The organism is Chloroflexota bacterium, from assembly GCA_016887485.1.
In the GTDB taxonomy this organism is placed as follows: domain Bacteria; phylum Chloroflexota; class Anaerolineae; order Anaerolineales; family Anaerolineaceae; genus Brevifilum.
This window is the reverse complement of sequence record CP069394.1, coordinates 1,118,229-1,140,248: the sequence shown is the minus strand read 5'-3', so window position 1 is coordinate 1,140,248 and position 22,020 is coordinate 1,118,229. Positions and strand designations below refer to the sequence as shown.

21 protein-coding genes are annotated in these 22,020 nt (G+C 47.1%); 17 read left to right on the top strand and 4 right to left on the bottom strand.

Annotated features, from left to right (window positions below):
- Window positions 1–145: 145 nt before the first annotated feature.
- On the top strand, window positions 146–1,003 hold the full coding sequence (locus JR338_05195; protein ID QRN84137.1) for a hypothetical protein: 858 nt from the start codon (window positions 146–148) through the stop codon (window positions 1,001–1,003).
- 107 nt (window positions 1,004–1,110) lie between these two features.
- Here the strand turns inward: JR338_05195 and JR338_05190 are convergent, their stop codons facing one another.
- The gene (locus JR338_05190; GenBank protein QRN84136.1) at window positions 1,111–1,410 is read right to left on the bottom strand and encodes a hypothetical protein; all 300 of its coding nucleotides are present in this window, start codon (window positions 1,408–1,410) and stop codon (window positions 1,111–1,113) included.
- Window positions 1,388–1,900 (bottom strand): DUF4405 domain-containing protein, encoded by a 513-nt coding sequence (locus JR338_05185; protein ID QRN84135.1) that lies wholly within the window; start codon window positions 1,898–1,900, stop codon window positions 1,388–1,390. The genes JR338_05190 and JR338_05185 overlap by 23 nt, the downstream gene beginning before the upstream one ends.
- Window positions 1,901–2,147: 247 nt before the next feature.
- On the opposite strand from JR338_05185, the gene JR338_05180 reads away from it, so the two are divergent.
- The 10 genes from JR338_05180 (at window position 2,148) to JR338_05135 (ending at window position 12,806) form a co-directional block, all read left to right on the top strand.
- Window positions 2,148–3,668, top strand: coding sequence for a YifB family Mg chelatase-like AAA ATPase (locus JR338_05180; GenBank protein QRN84134.1), 1,521 nt, complete (start codon window positions 2,148–2,150; stop codon window positions 3,666–3,668).
- 287 nt (window positions 3,669–3,955) lie between these two features.
- Window positions 3,956–4,357 (top strand): hypothetical protein, encoded by a 402-nt coding sequence (locus JR338_05175; GenBank protein QRN84133.1) that lies wholly within the window; start codon window positions 3,956–3,958, stop codon window positions 4,355–4,357.
- Window positions 4,358–4,624: 267 nt separating this feature from the next.
- The gene (locus JR338_05170; GenBank protein ID QRN84132.1) at window positions 4,625–5,515 is read left to right on the top strand and encodes a glycosyltransferase family 2 protein; all 891 of its coding nucleotides are present in this window, start codon (window positions 4,625–4,627) and stop codon (window positions 5,513–5,515) included.
- A 14-nt stretch (window positions 5,516–5,529) separates the two neighbouring features.
- Window positions 5,530–7,296, top strand: coding sequence for a hypothetical protein (locus JR338_05165; GenBank protein ID QRN84131.1), 1,767 nt, complete (start codon window positions 5,530–5,532; stop codon window positions 7,294–7,296).
- A 251-nt stretch (window positions 7,297–7,547) separates the two neighbouring features.
- The gene (locus tag JR338_05160; GenBank protein QRN84365.1) at window positions 7,548–7,730 is read left to right on the top strand and encodes a hypothetical protein; all 183 of its coding nucleotides are present in this window, start codon (window positions 7,548–7,550) and stop codon (window positions 7,728–7,730) included.
- 276 nt (window positions 7,731–8,006) lie between these two features.
- Complete coding sequence (locus JR338_05155) at window positions 8,007–8,411, top strand: cupin domain-containing protein (GenBank protein QRN84130.1); 405 nt, start codon at window positions 8,007–8,009, stop codon at window positions 8,409–8,411.
- Between the two features lie 284 nt (window positions 8,412–8,695).
- Window positions 8,696–10,093, top strand: a complete 1,398-nt coding sequence (locus JR338_05150) for a TIR domain-containing protein (protein ID QRN84129.1) — start codon at window positions 8,696–8,698, stop codon at window positions 10,091–10,093.
- 210 nt (window positions 10,094–10,303) lie between these two features.
- Window positions 10,304–11,026, top strand: a complete 723-nt coding sequence (locus JR338_05145; protein QRN84128.1) for a hypothetical protein — start codon at window positions 10,304–10,306, stop codon at window positions 11,024–11,026.
- A 290-nt stretch (window positions 11,027–11,316) separates the two neighbouring features.
- Window positions 11,317–11,916 carry a hypothetical protein gene (locus JR338_05140; GenBank protein ID QRN84127.1) on the top strand — a complete coding sequence of 200 codons (600 nt, stop codon included), beginning with the start codon at window positions 11,317–11,319 and terminating at the stop codon, window positions 11,914–11,916.
- Between the two features lie 17 nt (window positions 11,917–11,933).
- Complete coding sequence (locus JR338_05135) at window positions 11,934–12,806, top strand: SPFH/Band 7/PHB domain protein (protein ID QRN84126.1); 873 nt, start codon at window positions 11,934–11,936, stop codon at window positions 12,804–12,806.
- 107 nt (window positions 12,807–12,913) lie between these two features.
- On the opposite strand, the gene JR338_05130 is transcribed toward JR338_05135, so the two are convergent.
- Window positions 12,914–13,129 (bottom strand): hypothetical protein, encoded by a 216-nt coding sequence (locus JR338_05130; GenBank protein ID QRN84440.1) that lies wholly within the window; start codon window positions 13,127–13,129, stop codon window positions 12,914–12,916.
- Between the two features lie 241 nt (window positions 13,130–13,370).
- On the opposite strand from JR338_05130, the gene JR338_05125 reads away from it, so the two are divergent.
- The 3 genes from JR338_05125 to JR338_05115 are packed head-to-tail and all read left to right on the top strand — an operon-like array spanning window position 13,371 to window position 16,383.
- Window positions 13,371–14,387, top strand: coding sequence for an adenosine deaminase (locus tag JR338_05125; GenBank protein ID QRN84125.1), 1,017 nt, complete (start codon window positions 13,371–13,373; stop codon window positions 14,385–14,387).
- Window positions 14,388–14,436: 49 nt separating this feature from the next.
- Window positions 14,437–15,480, top strand: a complete 1,044-nt coding sequence (locus JR338_05120) for a PD40 domain-containing protein (GenBank protein ID QRN84124.1) — start codon at window positions 14,437–14,439, stop codon at window positions 15,478–15,480.
- Between the two features lie 9 nt (window positions 15,481–15,489).
- Window positions 15,490–16,383: a GNAT family N-acetyltransferase gene (locus JR338_05115; protein ID QRN84123.1), complete on the top strand. Its 894-nt coding sequence runs from the start codon at window positions 15,490–15,492 to the stop codon at window positions 16,381–16,383.
- 77 nt (window positions 16,384–16,460) lie between these two features.
- Here the strand turns inward: JR338_05115 and JR338_05110 are convergent, their stop codons facing one another.
- Window positions 16,461–17,507: a LacI family DNA-binding transcriptional regulator gene (locus tag JR338_05110; protein QRN84122.1), complete on the bottom strand. Its 1,047-nt coding sequence runs from the start codon at window positions 17,505–17,507 to the stop codon at window positions 16,461–16,463.
- Between the two features lie 357 nt (window positions 17,508–17,864).
- On the opposite strand from JR338_05110, the gene JR338_05105 reads away from it, so the two are divergent.
- The 3 genes from JR338_05105 to JR338_05095 all read left to right on the top strand — a co-directional run bounded on the left by JR338_05105 (window position 17,865) and on the right by JR338_05095 (window position 21,991).
- Entirely contained in the window at window positions 17,865–19,430 is a 1,566-nt protein-coding gene (locus JR338_05105) for an extracellular solute-binding protein (GenBank protein QRN84121.1), read from the top strand.
- Between the two features lie 76 nt (window positions 19,431–19,506).
- Window positions 19,507–21,108, top strand: coding sequence for an ABC transporter permease subunit (locus JR338_05100; protein ID QRN84120.1), 1,602 nt, complete (start codon window positions 19,507–19,509; stop codon window positions 21,106–21,108).
- Entirely contained in the window at window positions 21,101–21,991 is an 891-nt protein-coding gene (locus JR338_05095) for a sugar ABC transporter permease (GenBank protein ID QRN84119.1), read from the top strand. The genes JR338_05100 and JR338_05095 overlap by 8 nt, the downstream gene beginning before the upstream one ends.
- Window positions 21,992–22,020 lie beyond the last annotated feature (29 nt).

Genomic DNA, 22,020 nt, shown 5'->3' with positions numbered 1-22,020 from the left:
TCTATTGATTGCTAATTACTGGCGTTAACATTGCCGAAACCCAATATACCCCGCATGATGGATCACAAAAATCCCAGGAAATAATTAATCGGAATTAAACAACAGAACATTTCCTACAGTGCAATAATTGATATGGAGGAAAGATATGAATAGCTCCGCGAGCACAGCCATAATCAGGGGGCTGCTAGTATTTCTATTATTGTCAGGTTCTGGGTGCAATAAAGGCAATGTATACTCTCCAGATAGCGGAGAAATAAATACGGAAGAAGTTCAAGCAAACGAGGAGTCAGTCAATATCCAAGAAGAAACATGGGATCTGCTCTGGATATCTGATTCGAGTGGGTGGGGTGTTGCAGAAATCTATGGCCAATTTATTGCAGAGGACAATGGCGTGGAAGTAAATGTGATTGATAGTTGGGTTTCGAACCTATCAGCCGGCAAAATCCTTCAAGGCTTGAAAACTCAGGATACCCATAACGCTTCGCTGGATAAGCTGCGTGACACAATCGCAGAGGCTGAAGTCATTGTCATTTATGGTAACCCCGAATCCTCAGTGAATCCGGAAAACCCGGGTGATTGGTTATGTGGGCAGCCTGGGGGAGGGAAGTGTTATGTAAATAATTGTGATATGGATACCTTTTCACAATATATTGCCGATCTTAAGGAGATTTACGAAATTATATTCACTATCCGTGAGGGGAAGCCAACGATTATCAGAGCAATAGATGCCATAAATCCGGGGTTAGTCCGTTCTTGTGATTCGGAAATTCGTAATACATGTACTGTTTGTTGGGAGACCTATAATGAGGCAGTTCATCAGGCTGCTGATGAAATGGGAGTACCTATTGCAAATGCGTTTGATGCCTGGAATGGGATTGACCACAATGAAGATCCTGTTGAGAAGGGCTTTACACAAGAAGATAATATCCATCCGAATGAATTAGGTGCGACGGTCATTGCCCAATTGTTGCGTGAGCTTGGATATGATCCGATCGTGCCATAGTTTTGAGGACGCAAAGAAAACAAAATCAATCCTGCTCTTTGAATTTCGGCTAAGGCAGGATTGATTTATTATGGTACTAAACACTGGATTCATAGAGCAACTTTGTCTTAGAGACATTCTCCCAAATCGCAGAGCCCGTTGCCATTGGCATCGGTATAGCGCCGGCAGTGACTGGGGTAGGAGCATCCGCGGGCACACTGTACCGTGCAGTTGCTTTCCGTCACGGCTGTGGCGGTGGGTAGAATGGGTGTGGCCGTAACCGTGGGGGTTTGAGCCACCGATTCTACGGTTGCAGTCGATTCGGCGGTCGCTTCAGTGGTAGCGGTTGCTTGCGGGGTAGCGGTTTCGGTGCTTGTGGCTGCCTGAGTGGATTCAGTTGCCAGGTCAGGTATATCGTCGTTGTTCAACGATTCCGTCAGCCTCGATGGGCTGTGGAGCCAGCTTCTTCGCTGGAAAAGTAAAAACGCCCGCCAGTATCTTTCGGGTGGTTTGCTCAATCCAGTGCATGTGCAGACCAATCTTGATTATGATCAGCACCAAAGTGGCCACGGAGCCTGTGATATGCACTTGCTGCCAAATATCATAAGCAGGCAAGGGCAGGTTCAGCCAAGTGGACATCACCACACCTGTCAACCCGATCACGGCAAAACCGACTAGGATCGTCAGGTCGATGACAAAATTTTGACGGGCTTTCCCAAAGCGTTTTTGGAAGAACCGATTGAAGATTGTTTTCACCCAGTCCTTATGAAGCAAGGGGTGGAAGGCTGTAATGGCGATGCTGACAATCCCGATCCATTGATGGACGATCAGCCCGGTGAACTGTAGGAAAAAGGTGGTTAGAAAACTGATGAACAGGAGTAAATCAATCCACCAGTTGGTTTTCTGTTTCTTATTCATATGTTCCTCAATTACTAGTAAATTCATCGAATAGGGTTAGCAGTAATAGGTTGTATTATTTCTATTGTGAAGAAGTTAAGATTTAATACTAAATTGGACTTCATTTATTTCGCGTAGGCATTATTTATAAGTAGATTTACCTTGTTTGAAGGGAATAATAAAGTAAGTTCTACCTGATTTTCGGGTTTTCTATGCTAGAATTTCTTTACTAACACGATTGCTCTTTCACTGAAAAGGGGTGAAATCTATGTTGGCCAGAGTAAATTCTTGTGCGGTCATCGGCCTGGATGGCGTCATCGTTGAAGTGGAAGTGGATACCGGGGGCGGGCTGCCGAAGATGGTCATTGTTGGTTTACCCGATGCGGCCGTACAGGAAAGCCGCGAACGGGTCCAATCGGCGGTGAAGAATGCTGGCTTTTACTATCCCCGTAAGAAATTAACTGTAAATCTCGCACCAGCCTCAGTGCGCAAGGAAGGCCCTGCTTATGACTTGCCGATTGCCGTGGGGGTGCTGATTGCTACTAACCAGCTGGACCCCGAGTCTGTGGAAGATGCCCTGATCATTGGTGAGCTGTCCTTGGATGGCGGCGTGCGGCATGTGAAGGGTGTTCTGCCAATGGCCGCACTGGCCCGTCAGGAAGGGTATAAGACGGTGATCGTGCCGGAAGTGGATGCTGCTGAGGCTGCCCTCATCCCGGATATCACGGTCATCCCTGCACCAACCTTAAATGCCCTCTATGACCATCTGAGCGGCATGGCGCTGCTGACACCGGCTGAACCACCTGACCATCACCCCGAGAATATCCTCGTCGAAACGGATTTCAGTGAGATCAAGGGGCAGGAGCACGTCAAGCGCGCTCTGGAAGTTGCCGCCGCTGGGGGCCATAACCTGCTGATGATTGGTCCACCTGGCGCAGGAAAAACCCTGATGGCCCGGGCCCTGCCTTCCATTCTGCCGGCGATGACGATTGACGAAGCGCTGGACGTGACCCGAATCTACAGTGTGGCGGATCTGCTGCCATCGGATGTACCCCTGGTGCGGGCCCGGCCTTTCCGGGCGCCGCATCACACCATCAGCCATGCCGGACTGGTGGGCGGGGGCAATTGGCCGCATCCCGGCGAGATCAGCCTGGCACACCGCGGGGTGCTGTTTCTGGATGAGCTGCCCGAGTTCAGTTCGAAGGTGCTGGAGGTGTTACGGCAGCCGCTGGAGGACAAGGTCGTGACGATCAGCCGTGCGCAAGGGTCGCTGACCTTTCCAGCTAATTTCCAACTGGCCGCAGCGATGAATCCCTGCCCCTGTGGTTATTATGGCGATCCGACTCGTCCCTGTACCTGTTCCTCCACCGCCGTGACCCGCTATCAGAAGCGGATCTCAGGCCCTTTAATGGACCGGATCGATATCCATATTCAGGTGCCAAGAGTGGAATATCAAAAGCTGCGGGAACTCAAGCCTGGCGAAAGTTCAGCAGAAGTTCGTGCCAGGGTGGAAGCAGCCCGAGAAAGGCAGCGAACCCGTTTTGAGGGGACGGATATCGCCAGTAACGCGGACATGCGCCCAGCGCAGATCAGACAGTATTGCGCCCTGGATGAAGAATGCCAAACGTTGATGAAAACGGCGATGCGCCAGCTGCAGCTGACCGCGCGAGCCTATCACCGGGTGTTGAAGCTAGCCCGGACGATTGCCGACCTGGCAGGAGCGGAGACGATCAGCCAGGTGCATTTGGCTGAGGCGCTGCAGTACCGGCCAAAGTTAGAATTGATGTGATTAGACAGAAGATGATCAGTCGCTGGTCCTTACAGGAGGCTTCCCAATGAGGACACCAGCGAAATCAAGATCAAGCCCCTTGTTCGGTTTTGCACCACTCCATTTCGTTTCAGGAAAAACAAAGATCGGCAAGAACTGAGAACCTTAAAAAATACTATCGACGAAATGAGATTTACGCAGGAGGTGTAGAATGACTGGATCACTCTTGATTAAAAGACCACCAAGTGAGCTACTCGGTTGTATCGCAAAGCTACTAATCATCACATGTCGTCTGGGTCTGGGGGGTATTGGATGAACACATAATCTTTCAAAATCTTATAGGTCGTAAATCCGGCACTGCACACCAATCGGTGGTGAGAGTAGTGAGCAATGACGCAGACTCCGATACTTACTTTGCTTCCTCGTGGGGATATAAGTCAGAGTGCCCCCGAAATTTGCTCTCGCATCCTCAAATAGACGTACAGATCGGTAAACTGAAACTGTTAGTCGATGTGAGGTCTCTCGCCCCTGAGCAGGGTGCTAATGTATTGCTTGATTACCGGCAGCGCCAAACAGAAACCGACAGACAGGGGCAGGGCCCTATTTGGGGAATCAACCTTATGGAAGAAGATTTTACTACCTTGCAGGTAATTGTGCGTGATAAAGTGCCAATGTTTGACCTTTTGGTTCAGCAAACGGCGTGTGGTTAGGAGGAAGACCTTAACCTTTTAGTAAATCTCTACAGGAAATTATCCAACGAATGCCCATACTACACTAAATGGAGTCGTAAATTTGATTTCTTAAGTTCTACTCCAAGCATTGGTGTTAAATCGGAGGTAATCTGCTCTTCCTGTGATCAAATATTGTAATCTGCGCTTTTTATCTATCTTCTATTCGGTTTTACAGAAGCATTTTTTTGTTTAATATTAGAAACGTATTTGATGTTATAATCTCATGTGGGAATTTGGAGAAGGTATATGAAAAACAATTTACTTTCAGTTGTCGTTCCAATCTATAACGAGGAAGAGGCTTTACGGCAGTTTTTGCCTCCCCTAATTGCATATTGCCGGGATATGAAGTGGACTTTAGTATTGATCAACGATGGATCAACAGATGGAACAAAATCGATACTTGAAGAATATGAACCGAACCCTGATGTAGTTATTTTCCATCATGGTATTAATCATGGTTATGGGGGTGCGTTGAAAACGGGTATATCAAAAGCTACAACCGAGTACATAGTTACAATGGACGCTGATGGGCAACACAATCCGGAAGATGTCGTACCCCTGTTACAACTAGCAATAAATAAACAGGCTGATCTAGTTGTGGGTTCTCGCCCTCCTGAATTTTTATCCAGCTCTTTTCGATCAATTGGAAAATGGCTCATCCATTGTTTTGCTCGTTTTCTTATGCCCCTTCCTATCAAGGACTTAAATTCCGGTTTCAAACTATATAGAACAGATCTTGTGCAGAAGTATATCGAGTTATGCCCAGATTCTATGGCTTTTAGCGATATCATAACCCTCATTTTCATTAATCAACGTCATCTTGTTTTGGAGCATCCGATTTCAATCAATAAAAGAATTGCGGGAAAAAGCACTATTAGCGTCCATACCGCTTTTGACACCGTTGTTAATATCCTCAATATTGCTATGATGTTCAAACCTTTAAGGTTTTTCTTGCCTCTATCTTTTATCTTTATTCTTTTGGGTATTAGTTGGGGGCTCCCCATTATTATTATGGGTAGAGGATTAAGCGTAGGTTCGACATTAGCTATTTTCACTGGCTTATTGTTTTTTGTGATTGGCTTGATCGCAAACCAATTATCTGCAATGCGATTGCAGTTAATCAATTCAAAATCATAACAAAAGGAATCCTAGTGTCAGATCAACAATCACCCGAAAACATGGAAATCCCAAAAGCAAAAACCAATGAGTTAATCTCAAATTTTTTGAAAAAATTCCATATCAGCTGGACCTTGGAAGTCATACTCGCGGTTTTTGCTTCGATTGTGATTGCCTGGCTCTTCGCTATGTTTGCTCGCGGCGGCCCTAATTCTTCAGACATCACTCTCTATATGAACGTTGGGCTCAATAACATCAGGACGACCTGGATCCTTAATCGGTATTTTCATGTCTTTCTGCAGAAGCTGTTCCTCGAAATTGCCCCACATCCCCTGGAAGGCTATCATTATTTTTGGGGTTTCTTAATTGGTATGAACATTTTCTTGATTTATATTTCTGCCAGGAAAGTTCTCAAGAACAGCAGTTTTATCAATGGCTTTCTGGCAGTGGGGTTGTTCTTTGCCATACCAGTGGTTGCTGATTTTTCTGGTGTGATCGTCGTTGATATCACCGCCATGACCATGATCTCAGCCATGATCGCCGTTTACATCATTTCTGTCAACAAAAACCATCGAAGTCCGTGGATGATAGCCTTATTCGGCTTGCTGTTATTCCTCTCCTTTAAAACCAAAGAAACCACCTTACCGTCTGTTGTTCTTTTGATTGGGTTTGGCTGGACAGAAAATGAAGAATTCAACTTAAAATTTCTACTTAAAAATATAATTTGGGTATTAACCGGTGTTTTTGCAGCGGTAATCTTATTTGTGATTCTCAATGGTATCGTCTTAAACGATCCGTTATTCGGATTGAGACCGACCGACTGGCGGGATTTTTTTGGCACCTATGTCGCCCACGCTGCCGATTCAGTCTGGGATGCTTATAATTATGATTGGTACCAAGGTTACTGGTTTGAACATACATTAATCCCCTTTGTATTATTCATTATCAGCGGTGTGATGATCAACCGGAAATCACCCATAACTCGAAAGATGGTATGGAGTGTACCCTTGGCCTTTATCGCCTTTTTAATTCTGACAATCAATATCCATTTTGGCTATGCTCCACGCTTTGGTCTGCCCATCCTCCCAGTCCTAAGCGTTTTAGGGGCACAATTTATCAACCTGAGGTGGTCAGAATCTGGAAAAAATCGGAAAACAATTCTACTTTATGGCTCTCTCGGCGTGGCAGCCTTGGTCGGAGTCAGATTTTTATTGCGTTTTGCAGCGCCCATCCTAGATTGGAATTTGCAATCCGTTGTGACCCTTTATTATTACCCAATCTTACTGACCCTGTTGTTCGCATCGCTCTTTCTCTTGCCGGATAAAATGACCCGCAATATTATCAACCTGGTAATTGTTCTTTCTCTTCTGCTCACTCCAATAAAAACCAATCTGCGTTCCATGTTTATCACACGCATGAATGAACGGAAATTTTCCCAGGCGGTTTCACCTCTATCAGAATTTGAGGACGAAATAAACTTTTCCTCCGATATGCGCTTGTACGCGATCAATTCTGTCTTTGAAACCGGATCAATTCGTATTGGCAAGGATATTAATGAACTGATTGCGCTCTTCAACGTTTACTTTGACGCAAGCGCAACCTGGGAGAACTTCTCCTTTGTATATGCACCCCATGACGTCTCCACGGATATCATTGAAGAAGTCTATGATTACATCCTCATAACAAATGCCGAATGGCAGGTCATTGAAAATAACCCACAGTTGTTCGAAGTAGTGACGAGCCTGTATGATGCCTTTTACAGCACCAGCAACCGTTTGGTACTACTGAAACCCCAAAACTAACTTAGAAGACTTAAGGTCCAATTCCGACTTTCAACTACAGATTAACCATTACCTAATATTCATTTTTACATTATTTAGCACGGGGCACTTCTCATGACCTGACCCCCAATAACTGATCCAAATATTGTGATGGTTTTTGGAGAAATTGGAGGTCAGGCGTGGTAAGAAGGCGAAGTTACACGGCAGAACAAAACGCCACCAAAGTTTGAGAGGCCAAGATTTAAATCGGTCAAGGAAAGACAGTGAAATAAATAAGCGAATTGACAGTACTCGCCAACAACGCTAATAGACGCCAGTTGCAGCTGACCGCGCGAGCCTATCACCGGGTGTTGAAGCTATCCCGGACGATTGTCGACTTGGCAGGAGCGGAGACGATCAGCCAGGTGCATTTGGCTGAGGCGCTGCAGTACCGGCCGAAGGTGGATGTGTTCTGAGTAGTTTGTTTCTGGATGAGCTGATGAAATTCAGATAATTATCGGTGTCCCTCTTTTTACAAATCCATTCATAAAATTGAAGGCAAGTCATTTAAAGTGAGAATCGGTCCTTTAATGCCAGAAGTTGACCCATTATTCGCCTAATTTCCTGATTTGATATTGGAAAAATCCCGACTTGTATGGGGCTTATTGATCACCACAAGCGGCATCGATATAATTAAATCCAGTTAGTCGTTCTTGATGAATTCGTAATATTAGCAATTGAAGGAGATTCGTATGAAATCGACATTGCTTCCCAAGTATCCAGACGCTAAATCGCCTGCTGGGGCAGATATTCGTTACTTGATGGATGGGAAAACAGGCAACATGATTCATAGTACGGTTCCACCTCGTCAAATCAATCGAGCAACGGTCCATGCAACGGTTAGTGAATTTTGGTATGTGTTAGAGGGGCGCGGTGAGATTTGGAGAGATGATGGCGTAGAAAGTTGCATTACTGACCTGCTACCCGGAACATCCATTGATATTCCTGTTGGCACGGCCTTTCAATACCGGAATGTTTCAGATGAAGACTTGAAATTCATTTGTGTTTCCATGCCACGCTGGCCGGGTGACAAGGAAGCAACGTTTATTGAAGGGAAGTGGCAGCCGACAGCTCATTTGTTGGGCGGGATCATATGATGATCTTTGCTCCAACACCCAGTGACCAAATGACCCATTTGGCTATCGCCTTCTTTAGCTATCACCTCAAGGGGATGGAAGAATATGCGCCCGATTTTCCGAAGATTTTATCCCCTCTATAGAAGGTCTGGCCTGGGGATGGTATGAGGAAGAATAGGCTGTCTGTAGGTTATTAGTGGCCTACAATTAAGGAGAAGTTTATTAGAAACTTCAGAACATTGCCATTTCTGATAAACTTACACAATACAAGAACTGCATTGAGTGATTTTGGGAGGGATTTTCTTATGGCGATTCCGGGGTGGTTGATCTTCTTACTTGCCTGTGTGCTTGTTTCAGTTGTATTAATTCTCATTTTTAAGTATGACCTGCGCTTTGACCCAACAATAGATCCAACATATTATGCGGATTTTCCGGCAATCAATAAAACCATCTCCATTGTGAAGTTGATCCCGCGATTCATCGCCATTTCAACCTTACTGGCCTGGATGGTTTCACTGATCTATAACGCCGCTGCAGGCAAGTTGGGTTGGACAACTTTTCCCAATTTGACCATGGCAAGCTTTAAGAAGTTCGCATTCATCCAGCAGGATGTCTTCTGGACTGTCGCTGCCGGCGCAGCCGGTTTTATCGGTGTATGGGATATGATCCTCTGCGCCCGGGTGCCCATCCAGCACAAACTGAAGAAATCGTCCGCTTCCAAGCGTACGAGGCGGGTGGCAGATGATACGCCCCGTGACGATCAGAACCGCTGGGATGTCTTTATCAGCTATAAGAGTGAAGATGTTCATCTTGCAAGGCGCATCGCCAACCAGCTGGTTGCTTCGGGCCTGCAGGTTTGGTTCAATGAATATCGTGTATTGCTGCAAAACTTCGATCAATTTCAGGATGCGATTGATTTCGGTATTGCTCATTCGGACTGGGCTATCTGTCTGACGAACAATCGCTATATTGGCTCCCCATATTGCCGGATAGAGATGGAACAACTTCTCGATAAGCTTCCTTCCGATAATATTTTAGAGATCATGATCCCCAAGGAAGATTTGCCCCATCAAAAATATCAGGCGCTGGATAATTGCCCGGCTTTTGTGGGCAGCGACCTCCGTGATATATTGTCGTTTATTCAATATCAAACCGGTTGGGCGGTCAAATCTCTGATTCCTGAGGTTGTCGAAACCGATCATCGCACGCACGTTTCAGCCTGTATGCTGCGGGACGTCATTTTGGATATCACTGATTGGCGGGTCACGGAGCCAGGTAAAGAGATGATGGGAACAACAGACCTGTTGGCTATGGAGTACCTTCCCCGGAAAGAAAAATACAGCTTACATGTCAATTTGGTGTGCGGTCAGGAATATGCTCGTCAGGGCAATCGCCTGGGGCAGGCCATTGACGATCGGCAAATGTTCAATTTGTTGCGGCAGCATGCTGAGAAGCATACCAGCCGTTTGAAAGCGAAAGTCCACGGGCTGCACCTCATTTTCCATGAAGGGTTGAGCCAGTTTGCCATTACCTATCGCATGTTTGGTTACTGGACTCGGAAGTATTCGATTGTCTTCCCAAATCCCGTTACCAATCAGAACGCTGAATTTGTTTTCACCTTTGGCTTCAATGGGTCTTACAAAGAATATTGTGAGAACGTCTTTGTTATGGATCGCCTGGTGGAATCCCTGCAGTGGAAGTGAGAGTGGAATCCTTTTTACTCTTATAAGCCTAAAAAACCTCAATATCTAGGAACTTATAGACCAGGCATTAGTTTAGATGTCTGGTCTTTCTTGTAGAGTGAATAGTTGACCTGATTTGCCTAAATAATTTTCCATATTTATAATAAGAATGTAATGAACCCCCATAGCAGAGACATCTAAATAAAAACTATCTCGAGTTGAGGAGGAAAAGTGAACCGCAAACGAATGTGTTTGGTGATCGTTGGTTTAATTCTACAAGTATCCTTACTTGCCAGTTGTCAAACGGTAGTTCAGCCAACTACGCCCAGTCCACGCCAGAGTCAGACAACAGAAGTCCCGCAGGTGACCGTAACCGAAGCCCTGCAGGTGACCCTAACCGAAGAGATCTTACCTACTTCGGATTGGCCTACTTCCTGGTCAGAAAACTTCGAGGATGAAAATTTTGATGGGTGGGATACGTGGAGTGCAGATGGTGGGTTCTTTATTGAAAACGGTATATTAACATCTTCGCAAAGAGGTGATCTGTCTCACCCTAGCCCAACTTTGTTTGGAACCTGGAGTTTTGATCTATATATAAGTGCAAATGATAAAGGAAGCACCCATGAGTTTCGTTTCACAGAAGGGATAATTAATTTTCAGAATTTAGAAGTAAAACAGTTCGATAACACTCAGATATGGGTCACCACGCAAAAAGATGATGATGGGATCTTTCGTTCTTTTGTGGATTTAGGGGAGAAAATTGATGGCTGGCACCATTTTGATATTACGAAAAGTGAAAATGGTTTGATAAAGGTTTATCTGGACGGCGAATTTCTACTTGGACATTTCGATGACAGGTCATTTGATTCACAATCTTTAGTGCTTATGTATTGCTGTAAGGGCCCTGTATTGGACAATTTAGAAGTTCAAGACCAGGTCATTGAGGTTCCATAAACCACACTAGAAAATAGCAAGATTATATTTCGTTTGGGACGGGCTAATTCTGGCTTACTGCCTTGGGCGGGGATGAATAACTCGTCGTTTAGCGTGGGGCGATTTCGATATTGGGTACAAGAATCCGGGGGATTCATGGGTCAAAAGGTTATTGTTAGGTATAATTACTTTCAGATGCACTAGAGGTGCAATAATGAAAGTACTAAATTTAATTTCAGGGTGGACAAGAAAGGCCGGTTTCACTCATATAGAAAGCAAGTTATTGATGATATCTAAGAAAGGGATCTGAATTGACGCTGCTATTAAATCCTGATATTGCGTTTATCGTTCTGGGTTTCGCATTATTAATCACGATCTTTGCCTTATTGGCACCCGGCTCCGGCGTTTTGGAGGTGCTTGCCCTGATATTCCTGATCGGCGTGGGTTATGCCGTCTCAAATCTGCCGGTTAATCTCTGGGCACTCTTTGTGCTGCTGGCCGGCATTGTGACCGTGATTATCGCGTTCCGGAAAACCAAGAAGTGGTACTTTATTGCCGGACCGATCGCTCTGCTGATCGTTGGGATGGTCTTCCTCTTTTTGGGTGTCAATCCCTTGTTGGCAGGGTTCGGCGCGGTCGGCATTGCTGCGTTCATCTGGGTCATCGGTCATAATATCTCCGCTACATTTCACCAGCAACCCTACTCTGACCTGGACCGCATGGTTGGCAAGATCGGCACAGCAAACACTGACATCTTGAAAGAGGGCAGTGTGCGCGTGGATGGGGAAGGTTGGACTGCGGTGAGTGACACGCTCATCCCCGCGGGGAGTTCGGTTAGGATACTACAACGAAACGGATTGGTTCTGAAAGTTGAACTTGCAGAAAACAACAAAGATATTCAAGATTCATAATTCTGTTTGGAGGTTCTATGTTCAGTAATTTTTCACTTGTCCCGATTTTGATCGCCATTTTGGTGATCATAGTCATTTTTCTTTTAGCGAGTTCCATCCACGTCATCCCTGAATATCAGCGGTTGATCGTGTTTCGACTGGGTCGCAGCATTGGTGAACGCGGCCCTGGTTTTGTGATGCTTATCCCGGTGGTGGATAAGGCAGTCAATGTGGACCTGCGTGAGCAAGTGCGTGAGATCCCTGTCCAGACCTCCATTACAAAAGACAACGCACCAATCTCAATTGACTTCCTGTGGTTCTATAAAGTTATTGAACCCATCAAGACCGTTTTGCAGGTCGGCAATTTTGAGTTGGCTGCTCAGGGTATCGCCACAACAACCCTGCGTTCAGTGATCGGCAGCATTATGCTCGACAGCGTCCTTTCGGAACGGGAGCAGATCAACAACGCCTTGCGTACCCGTCTGGACGAGGTGACGGAGCGCTGGGGCGTCAAGGTGACGAATGTTGAAATCCGTGAGATTATCCCACCCCGAGAGGTGCAGGAATCGATGAACCGCCAGCTCGCTGCAGAACGCGTCCGCAGAGCAGCTGTAACAGAATCCTTAGGTCACCGTGAAGCTGCGGTCAACGTGGCTGACGGGCAGAAACAGGCCGCGATCCTGGAAGCTGAAGGCCATAAGCAGGCCCAAATCCTAAAAGCTGAAGGCTATGCTCAGGCTCTGGATAGCATCTATAAGGTGGCGCAGGCTGTGGATTCCAAAACCATGACCCTGAAGTATTTCGATACTTTGAAGGACATGGGCGCTAATCCTTCCACCAAGTACATTTTCCCGATGGAATTTACTTCCATGCTGGAGGATTTCGTCAAGGGCCGTAAAAACGAAGCTTAATCGTCAAATTGTTTAAAATAAATAATGCCTCGACCAGGGAGATTGGGTCGAGGCATTTTGTTACCTTCAACGTTGAGATTCTGTGATGATGTTGTTAGTTAATCAGGTTAGGCCAGGGCTTTTAGGGCTTCCAGCACAAGGAATACGGGCCAGACAATGGCTTTGAGAAAGCCGAGGACGCCCATCCAGAAGGTCGTGGCCTGGCCGATATAAAAGATGGCTGCGCCAATCATGCCCAAGCCATAGACGGCATTTCCGCCGTTGCTGTGATGATAAGTTTTACGACAATGTCCGTTGTGATACTCTACTCGTTCTGTTTCCATGATATTTAATTCTCCTTTTTCTTCTTACTAATTTGTCTCTTAATTATAGTAGGAATAAAAATCCAGGAGCATAGATAATATTAGGTATTTTTGAAAACATCGAAAAAATAATATACAATAGGGGGAAATAGGGAACAGGAATTGTCTGACCTTTCCGCTCACCTCAGCACCCTATAGTGTAAGTACCGTTTCTTTTGATTTTAATTGACCTACTCACCTTAACCTCTATCCAAAGGGAACTATGACGCTACAACAATTTATCCAACAAATGCCCAAGGTGGAACTTCACCTTCATATCGAAGGGACGCTGGAGCCGGAGTTGATGGTTGCTTTGGCGCAGCGCAACCAAATCGAACTGCCCTTTAAGTCCGTACAGGAAGTGCGCGAAGCCTATCACTTCACGAACCTGCAATCCTTCCTGGATATTTATTACCAGGGCGCGCAGGTTTTGGTCCATGAGCAGGATTTTTATGACCTGATGTGGGCTTACATGAAAAAGGCCAGCGAACAAAACGTGCGTCATGCGGAAATTTTCTTTGACCCGCAGACTCACACCGACCGCGGTATTCCTTTTAAGACTGTGATTGGCGGCCTTACCCACGCGATGGAAGATGCTGAGCAACAATTGGGGATCACCTCAGAATTGATCCTTTGTTTTCTGCGCCATCTCAGCCCGGAAGCAGCCATGAAAACTCTTGAAGATGCTTATCCCTATCGAGATCGGATTTTGGGGGTGGGGCTGGACTCATCTGAGAAGGGCCGACCGCCGGAACTCTTCACCGAAGTGTTTGAGAAGGCTAAAGAACAAGGCTACCTGACTGTGGCACACGCAGGCGAAGAAGGTCCTGCGGAATATGTCTGGGAAGCGATCAACCTGCTGGATGTGAAACGCATTGACCACGGCGTTCGCTCAATCGAGGACCCCAAGCTGATCGATTACCTGGTGGTACATAAAATTCCGCTGACAGTCTGTCCGCTTTCTAATATCAAACTGTGTGTGTTTGATGAGATGGGGCAGCATAATATCAAGCAGCTGCTGGATCTGGGTGTGCGGGTGACGGTCAATTCCGATGACCCGGCCTATTTCGGCGGGTATATGAACGAGAACTTCCTGGCCACGCAGGCCGGGCTGGACCTCTCCAAGAAAGACCTTTACCAGATCAGCAGGAATGCCATCGAAGCCGCTTTTGTGGATGAGGACAGAAAACAGGCGCTGCTGGATGAGCTGTCAGATTTCCATCAACAAAACCTGACCTGACAGATAGCTTGACGTTAACAGTCTCTTGGGGTGAAACGTTAGGGAGCCTATGAAAAGCATTAACTTCCTTTCACGTCTGGGTTTGGCGCTGGCCTGCCTGTTGATATTTTCAGCTTGCCAATCTGCTTTAGATGAAGCGAGCCAGGTCACCAGTGAGGAGCCAACCCCTTCGCCAACACTGACCGCAACCCTCGAAGTGACTGAAATGCAGCCAACTGCCACTGTGGGTAGCCGCCCTCAATTTGAGGGGACGATTGCCTTTTATTCTGATATGGCTGGGAATCCTGACATCTATATTATTCAGGCGGATGGCACCGGTTTGACCCAGTTGACCGATGACGCGGCCTTTGACGATAGCCCTGATCTGTCCCCGAGTGGCACACGGGTGGTTTTTCTTTCCGCCCGGAATGATCCTGACCCTCAGTTCCCCGATTTTAAATATGACATCTATGTGGTCAATTGTGACGGTACTGGCCTCACGCAATTAACTGCTACGGAAGCCGGTGAAGACCACCCATCATGGTCGCCGGATGAATCCCGGATCCTATTCGATGCTGATTACGATGGGGATAGGTTTTATGAAATGTACTCGATGGCAGCCGATGGGACGGATTTGGTGCGGCTGACCACCGGGGCGCATAACGACCAATTCGGTGAATATTCACCGGATGGCAGCCAGATTGCCTTCAGTTCCGACCGTAATGGCGATTGGGATATATTCACAATGGATGCGGATGGGAGCAACCAGGCGATCTTGGAAGTTGACCAGACCTGGCAGATCTTCCCAACCTGGTCACCGGATGGGGAATGGATTGCGTTTGTACAGATGGTCCCAGGCTCAGGAGAGACCAATGTCTTTTCCGTGAGCAGCGACGGGACTAATCTCAGACAGGAAACCTGGGGCTCCGGCTATAACGAGAATCCGACCTTTTCATCGGACGGGCAATGGATTGCCTATCAGACCAATATGGATGGTGACTTTGAAATATACGTGAAGGCTTTTCACAGTAACGATCCAGCCTTTCATTTTTTTACATTCCCTTCTGATGAACTCTGGCCATCCTGGGGGCCGATCTCTATTAGCTCAGATTAAGGCAGTATTATGACGTACACTTTCCAAACCTACTCGCATAGCCAGAAAGAATTTCAAGAGATCTGTGACCTGCTGAATGAGACTTACCTGCAGGATCACCGCCCGCGCAATTGGCGGTTGGCATTGATTGAAAACTGGAATATGGCATCCCGCTTCCTGGAGCCCAGGGAGTATTTCATTGATCGGGTGCGACTCTGGCGGGATCCGGATGATCGCCTGGCAGGTTTTGTGATTAAAGGGATTAAATTGGTCCATCCTCAGACGCGTTCGAACGATCCGGCGCTGCTGGGGGAAATTCTGGCTTGGGTTGTGGAACATTGGGCATCGCCGGACAGAACCACCTCGGTGATGGCGTATGATTGGGATACCCGGCGGCAGGTTGTGCTGTTGCAGAACGGTTATGAACCGGTGCGGGTGATTGAGGAGGTGCGAATTTATGACCTCAATGAGGCTTATCCAGAACCTTACCTGCCGGAAGGGTTTCGTTTCAGCTCTGTGGCGGATGAGAGGAACCCGCAGGCGCGGGTGGCGCTGGAAAATGCCATCTGGGAGGCGCAATTGGATGAAGCCTGGTATCGGGGCAAGAGCTCATCCCCCCATTATTTCCCCAACCTTGATCTATTGGTGATATCGCCGGAGGGGCAGTCAGCTGCGGCCGCTTTGGTCTGGCCATATCCAGAGACGGGCGCTGGTGAGATCGATCCCTTGGGGACGCATCCTGATTTCCGCCGGTTGGGCCTAGCACGGGCTATTGTGTTGCACAGTTTCAAACAAATGCAGGCTTTAGGGTTGCACCTGGCATATATCGCCTCTGACGTGGAAAATCAGGTGGTGAATACGTTGTATGATTCTCTGAATCCTGCTGAGGTTTACCAGGGGATTTTGTGGTCAAAGGTGATTTGATAACACTCTGATAATTGGGTTGAAATATAGACGAGCAGTCGCAATGACTGTTCGTGTCTTTTTAATCAAATAAGGAGCTATTGTTTCGCGCCGCAGGATTCGCGGATCACCAACTCCGTGGGCACATAAATGGATTCGGCTTCATTTTTGCGACCATCTTGTAAGGTCAACAGGAGCTGCATGGCCTGAGAAGCAATCTCTCGATAGGGGACATTGACCGTGGTCAGACTGGGGCGGATGATACCGGCCAGTTTAGTATTGCCGATGGAAGAGAAAGAAATATCCCGTGGAATGGAAAGGCTGTGGTCGTGAATGGCTGCCATTGCGCTGATCGCAATCTCATCGCAGGCGATAAAGAGCGCTGTCGGGCGGGGATTGACCTGTAGAAGTTTTTCGGTGAGTTGGTAAGAAGAAACGGACATAGTGGTGAGGGCGGGGAGCTCAACCAGGTTTTCTTCATAGGCCAGCCCATGCTTTTTCAGCGTCTGTTTGTAACCGGTCAGACGGCCGTCACTAACGCCCAGATAGGCGATGCGTTGATGGCCCAGATGGATCAGGTGCTCCACTGCTTGTTGAGCAGCCAGCGCATGATCATAATTTACAGAAGGCCAGCCCTTGATGGGTTCACCCAGGCAGACCACATTTTTTATCCGTTCTGCAATTTGACTGAGGAGCTTTTGATGGTCAGGCATAGAGGTAATGATTTGGGGAAGGATCAGGACCAGTGAGGATACTTCATCGGGGTGAATGTTTTTGTTGAAAAAGACGGGGTCGGTTAGTGACTCAAAACAACTGAAGAGACGGATTTCCTGGTGAACTTTATGAGCTTCTTCAAACAACCCAGAGAGGATTGAATTGTAACTGGCATGTTCCAAAAAACCAAAGCTGCGGCCGCTGACGATGATGCCCATACAGCGCTTGGCGGAGCACGATCCCAACTTGAGCCGCTGGGCATATTTATTGGGGTGATAACCCAACGCCTCGATGGCTTCCAGAACGCGCCTTCTTGTCTCGGGAGCCACACTGCGCGGGCCACCATTGAGCACATATGAGACCACGCTGCGCGACACACCTGCCAGAGTGGCGACATCCTTTTGCGTGACAATTTTTGATACTTGGGTCATAATTCTATTTGTAAGCGGTCGTTGGATTATTTGATGTTTTTCGGCAGCGTAAAAATTTGATTGGGTAGTGAGTGCCGCCACAATCGGCCTAACTTTGATAAAGTTGACAAATCGTCTTATTGGTAGTTTAATCTCTAATAAGGACGCCCATTGAGGTTTACCATTTAGCTGCTTGACTTTGATTGACGGACTATTTATAATCTTGAACATGCTCACAGTCAACACGAGTTGACAAATTACCATTCAATTTTCGAAAATTTATAGAAGGGGTTTCTCGATCGGTCTAGGTATTATTAAAAACTCGGAAGGTTTTTGATTTTATCAATGGTTCTATCTATATCAAAAGGAGAAAAAAGAATGAAGAAACTATTGTATACAACCTTTGCGTTGGCTCTCATCCTTGTTATGGGACTGACAGCCTGCCAAGGTACCACACCCACTGAGGTCGTTGAGGAAACTGAACCCCCTGCGACTGAAGAGGTTGTTGCGACCGAAGAACCCACCGAAGAGGTTGTGGAACCTGTTGCAACCTTGAGGATTTGGGCTGACGAACAACGTGCTCCAGTTCTGAACGATTTGGCCGCTGATTTCCTGGCTGAATACAACGTGGAACTGGTCGTCGAGAACATCTCCGGTATTCGTGACCAATTCCTGGTTGCGGCTCCCGCCGGTGAAGGTCCCGACATCATCGTTGTGGCGCATGACCAGGCTGCTGCCATCGTGGCCAGCGGTTTGGCTGCACCCGTTGACCTGGGTGACAAGGTTGGGGATTTCACTCCTGAAGCCCTCAAAGCTTTTACCTATGAAGGACAACTCTACGGTATGCCCTATGCCACAGAGAACCTTGGCTTCTTCTATAACACCGATCTCGTTGAGACCGTTCCCACAACCTGGCAGGAAGTTTATGACATGAGCCAGCAGTTGATTGATGAAGGTCTTGTCGAATACGGTATCGCCCTGGCCGGCACCTCCTACGATGCTTATCCCTGGATGACATCGCAGGGTGGTTACATCTTTGGCCTGGATGCAAATGGCGACTACAACCCACAGGATGTTGGCGTTGGCGGCGAAGGCATGATTGCTTTCGGCAATATGGCCAAACAATGGGCAGATGACGGGATCCTCTCATCAAATACAGACAACACCACTTCCAAATCACTGTTCCTGAATGGGCAAATTCCCTTCTTCATGAACGGACCGTGGGAGCTGAATAACCTGCGTGAAGCTGGCACACCCTTCAGCATTGCAAAATTCCCCGATGGCGGCGTTCCCTTCCTGGGCGTTCAGGGCTTCATGATCAATGCCTTCAGTGAGAACATCCTCCTGGCCGAAGCCTTCCTGACCGAATATGTTGCAACCGAAGAAACCATGCTGAAATTCGTGGAATCCGACCCCCGTGTTCCTGCTTATGTTCCTGCTCTCTCCCAGATGACCGATGCCGACCTGGCTTTGATTGCTGAAGCTGGTGTAGGCGCCCAACCCATGCCCGCTATCCCTGAAATGGGTAAGGTGTGGGGTGACTGGGGCAATGCTTTGACCTTCGTTTTGAATGGCGAAAAGACCCCCGAAGAAGCCTATACATTTGCTCAGGAAGCCATCGTGGCTGCCATCGCTGCGGATACGACCGGTATGGTCAATATCCCAGGTTCATGGCAAGTCCAGGTTGACCCCGAGTGTGAATGGAATCCTGCTTGTGCGACTACCGCTCTGACAATGGGCGATGATGGTCTTTACACCGGCACATTCACCATTCCTGCTGGCGACTACGAAGTTAAAGTTGCCCTGGATGGTGGCTGGGATACCAACTACGGTGTTGACGGCGTCGCTGGTGGTGACAACTATATGTTCACCGTTGCGGCCGATGGGGATGTCACATTTATCTATGACCCTGAGACCCACCTGCTTGAGATCGTACTCCCGTAACAAATAACTTACAAACAATGAGAGGAGACCAGATTATTCTGGTCTCCTCGCTTCATATTGAAAGGAGAAGCAGGGAATGGAAAATCGTAAGAGTACTTCATCATCGATAAAGAAGATGATTTCCAGTGTTTCTTCCATTTTCATCTACATCATCATTGTTGCAGTTGATCTCGTTCTCGGATATTTGACCTATCAATTAATCGTGCTGGATTACATCCCTCTTGCTATTGTATTCTGTTTGATTATCCTGCTTATAACGGTATCCTTTCTTATCCCCAAGTTACGGCATTTGAAATGGATGTCCATTGGTTTGTCGGCTTGGTTGCTGTTTTCGATATTCCCCATCCTTTTTACAATCTATAATGGCTTTACCAACTATGGCGATGGTCATTTGATTTCAAAAGCCTTGGCGATCCAGCAGATCAACAAACAGAAATATCTCCCGGAATCAGGAAAATCTTACGAATGGATAGCATATCGGTCTGAAACAAATGATTATTTACTTTGGTTAAAAGATACCGATGGGCAAACCAGTATTGCCCGGACGACAGAGTCAGGGGCAGATGATCTTATCTTTGAAGTAGTCCCTGGTGAGAATGGCATTGGTGAATTAGATGATGATGGTGCACCTAAAACGATCGAAGGATATACTCGGTTAAATAAAATTACTGCCAGTACAGATGAAAATCTGACGAACATCCTATTTGGTGAGGCGGATCAAACAATTCAGGTCCGCTCGCCTTCTGAAGCTGCAGAACTGGTTCCTCTCTATGAATTTGATCCTGAAACGGATGTCTTCACCGATGTCAGAAATGGGAAGGAGTATTTTGATATCGAAGGCACCTGGACGTCTGTGGATGGCAAAGAATTAATCCCGGGGTATTCTGATGTAATCGGTTTCAGGAACTTTGTAGACTTTGCGACCAGCCCTGGTTTACGCGGTCCATTAGTGACGATTGTTTCCTGGAACTTTATGTTTGCGACCTTCAGCCTTTTTTTGACCTTTTCTATGGGGTTGTTAATTTCAGTAATCTATAACGACCCAGGGTTTAAGGGTAAGAAGATCCTGCAATCGCTGCTGTTGATTCCCTATACGATCCCAAGCCTGATTACAATCTTGATCTGGCGAGGTATGTTGAACCCCAATCTTGGTATTGTGAACCGTGTGCTTGAAGCCGTTATTGGCATCTCACCGGATTGGTTCAATAATCGTTACCTGGCGCAAATTGCAATCCTAATCGTCAATATGTGGCTGGGTTATCCCTACTGGATGCTCGTGACGAGTGGAGCTTTGCAGTCCATTCCTCAGGACATTTACGAAGCAGCCGAAGTGGATGGGGCGACGGGATGGCAGCGTTTCTGGCGGATTACGCTACCCTTACTGCTGGTTTCAGTTGGCCCATTGATGATATCGTCGTTCATTTTCAATTTCAACAACTTCAACTTGATCTATGCCTTTATCAATGGTGGCCCGCCAATTCCGACAGCAATGACTCAGGCTGGGTATACAGACATCATCATCAGCTATGTCTATAACCTTGCCTTTGCCAGCGGTCGAGGCATCCAATATGGGTATGCTTCAGCGATTTCGGTTGTCCTCTTTATCCTGATTGCGATCATGGCCTTGATCCAATTCCGATTCACGAACATGTGGGAGGAGGTAGGTGAGAATGCCTAACACAGAGAAAAAGAAAAAGATACAGACAGTATCGCAGAAGAAGCGCATTGGCTTGATCCTGCGATGGATTTTGGCTGTTTTTCTGATCGCTTTCAGCATCTTCCCCGTCATCTGGATCATATCGGCGGCGTTCAACCCGGTCAATGACCTGGCGACCCAGCAGCTCATCCCTGAAAATGCTGGTTTTGATAATTTCGTTGCCTTGGTTAATACGGATATTTTTCCGTTCTTTGCATGGCTGTGGAATTCGATCAAGATTTCTGTCCTGACGACAGTTCTGACGTTGTCCCTGACAACTATGGCAGCCTTCGCTTTTTCAAGGTTCCGTTTCAAAGGCCGGCAGGGATTGCTTAAAGTGATTCTGCTGGTTCAGAGCTTCCCGAACCTGTTGGCGATTGTCGCGCTGTTCTCCATCAATAAGCAGATTGGTGATGTCTTTGCCAGCCTGGGTCTAAACACCCATGCAGGTCTGATTATGGTGTATCTGGGCGGCGCAATGGGAATGAATATCTGGTTGATGAAAGGCTATATGGATACTATCCCCCGGGATATTGACGAATCCGCTCATGTGGATGGCGCGAATGACTGGCAAGTTTTTTCAAAGTTGATTCTGCCACTCCTACGTCCAATCCTGGTCGTGATTGGCATCCTGAGCTTCATAGGCACCTATGGCGAATTTATTATCGCCAGAACTTTGTTGACCAAGCGTGAACTACAAACCGTGATGGTAGGTCTCCAAATCTATACCTCGGGCCAATATACCCAGAACTGGGGCGTATTTGCAGCCGGTGCATTGATTGCGGCATTACCGATTATGATCATTTATCTGGTTTTGCAGGATCAGATTGTCGGTGGGTTGACACGCGGCGCTGTCAAAGGCTAATCTGTATCGCTGTACGATGATAGGAGAGA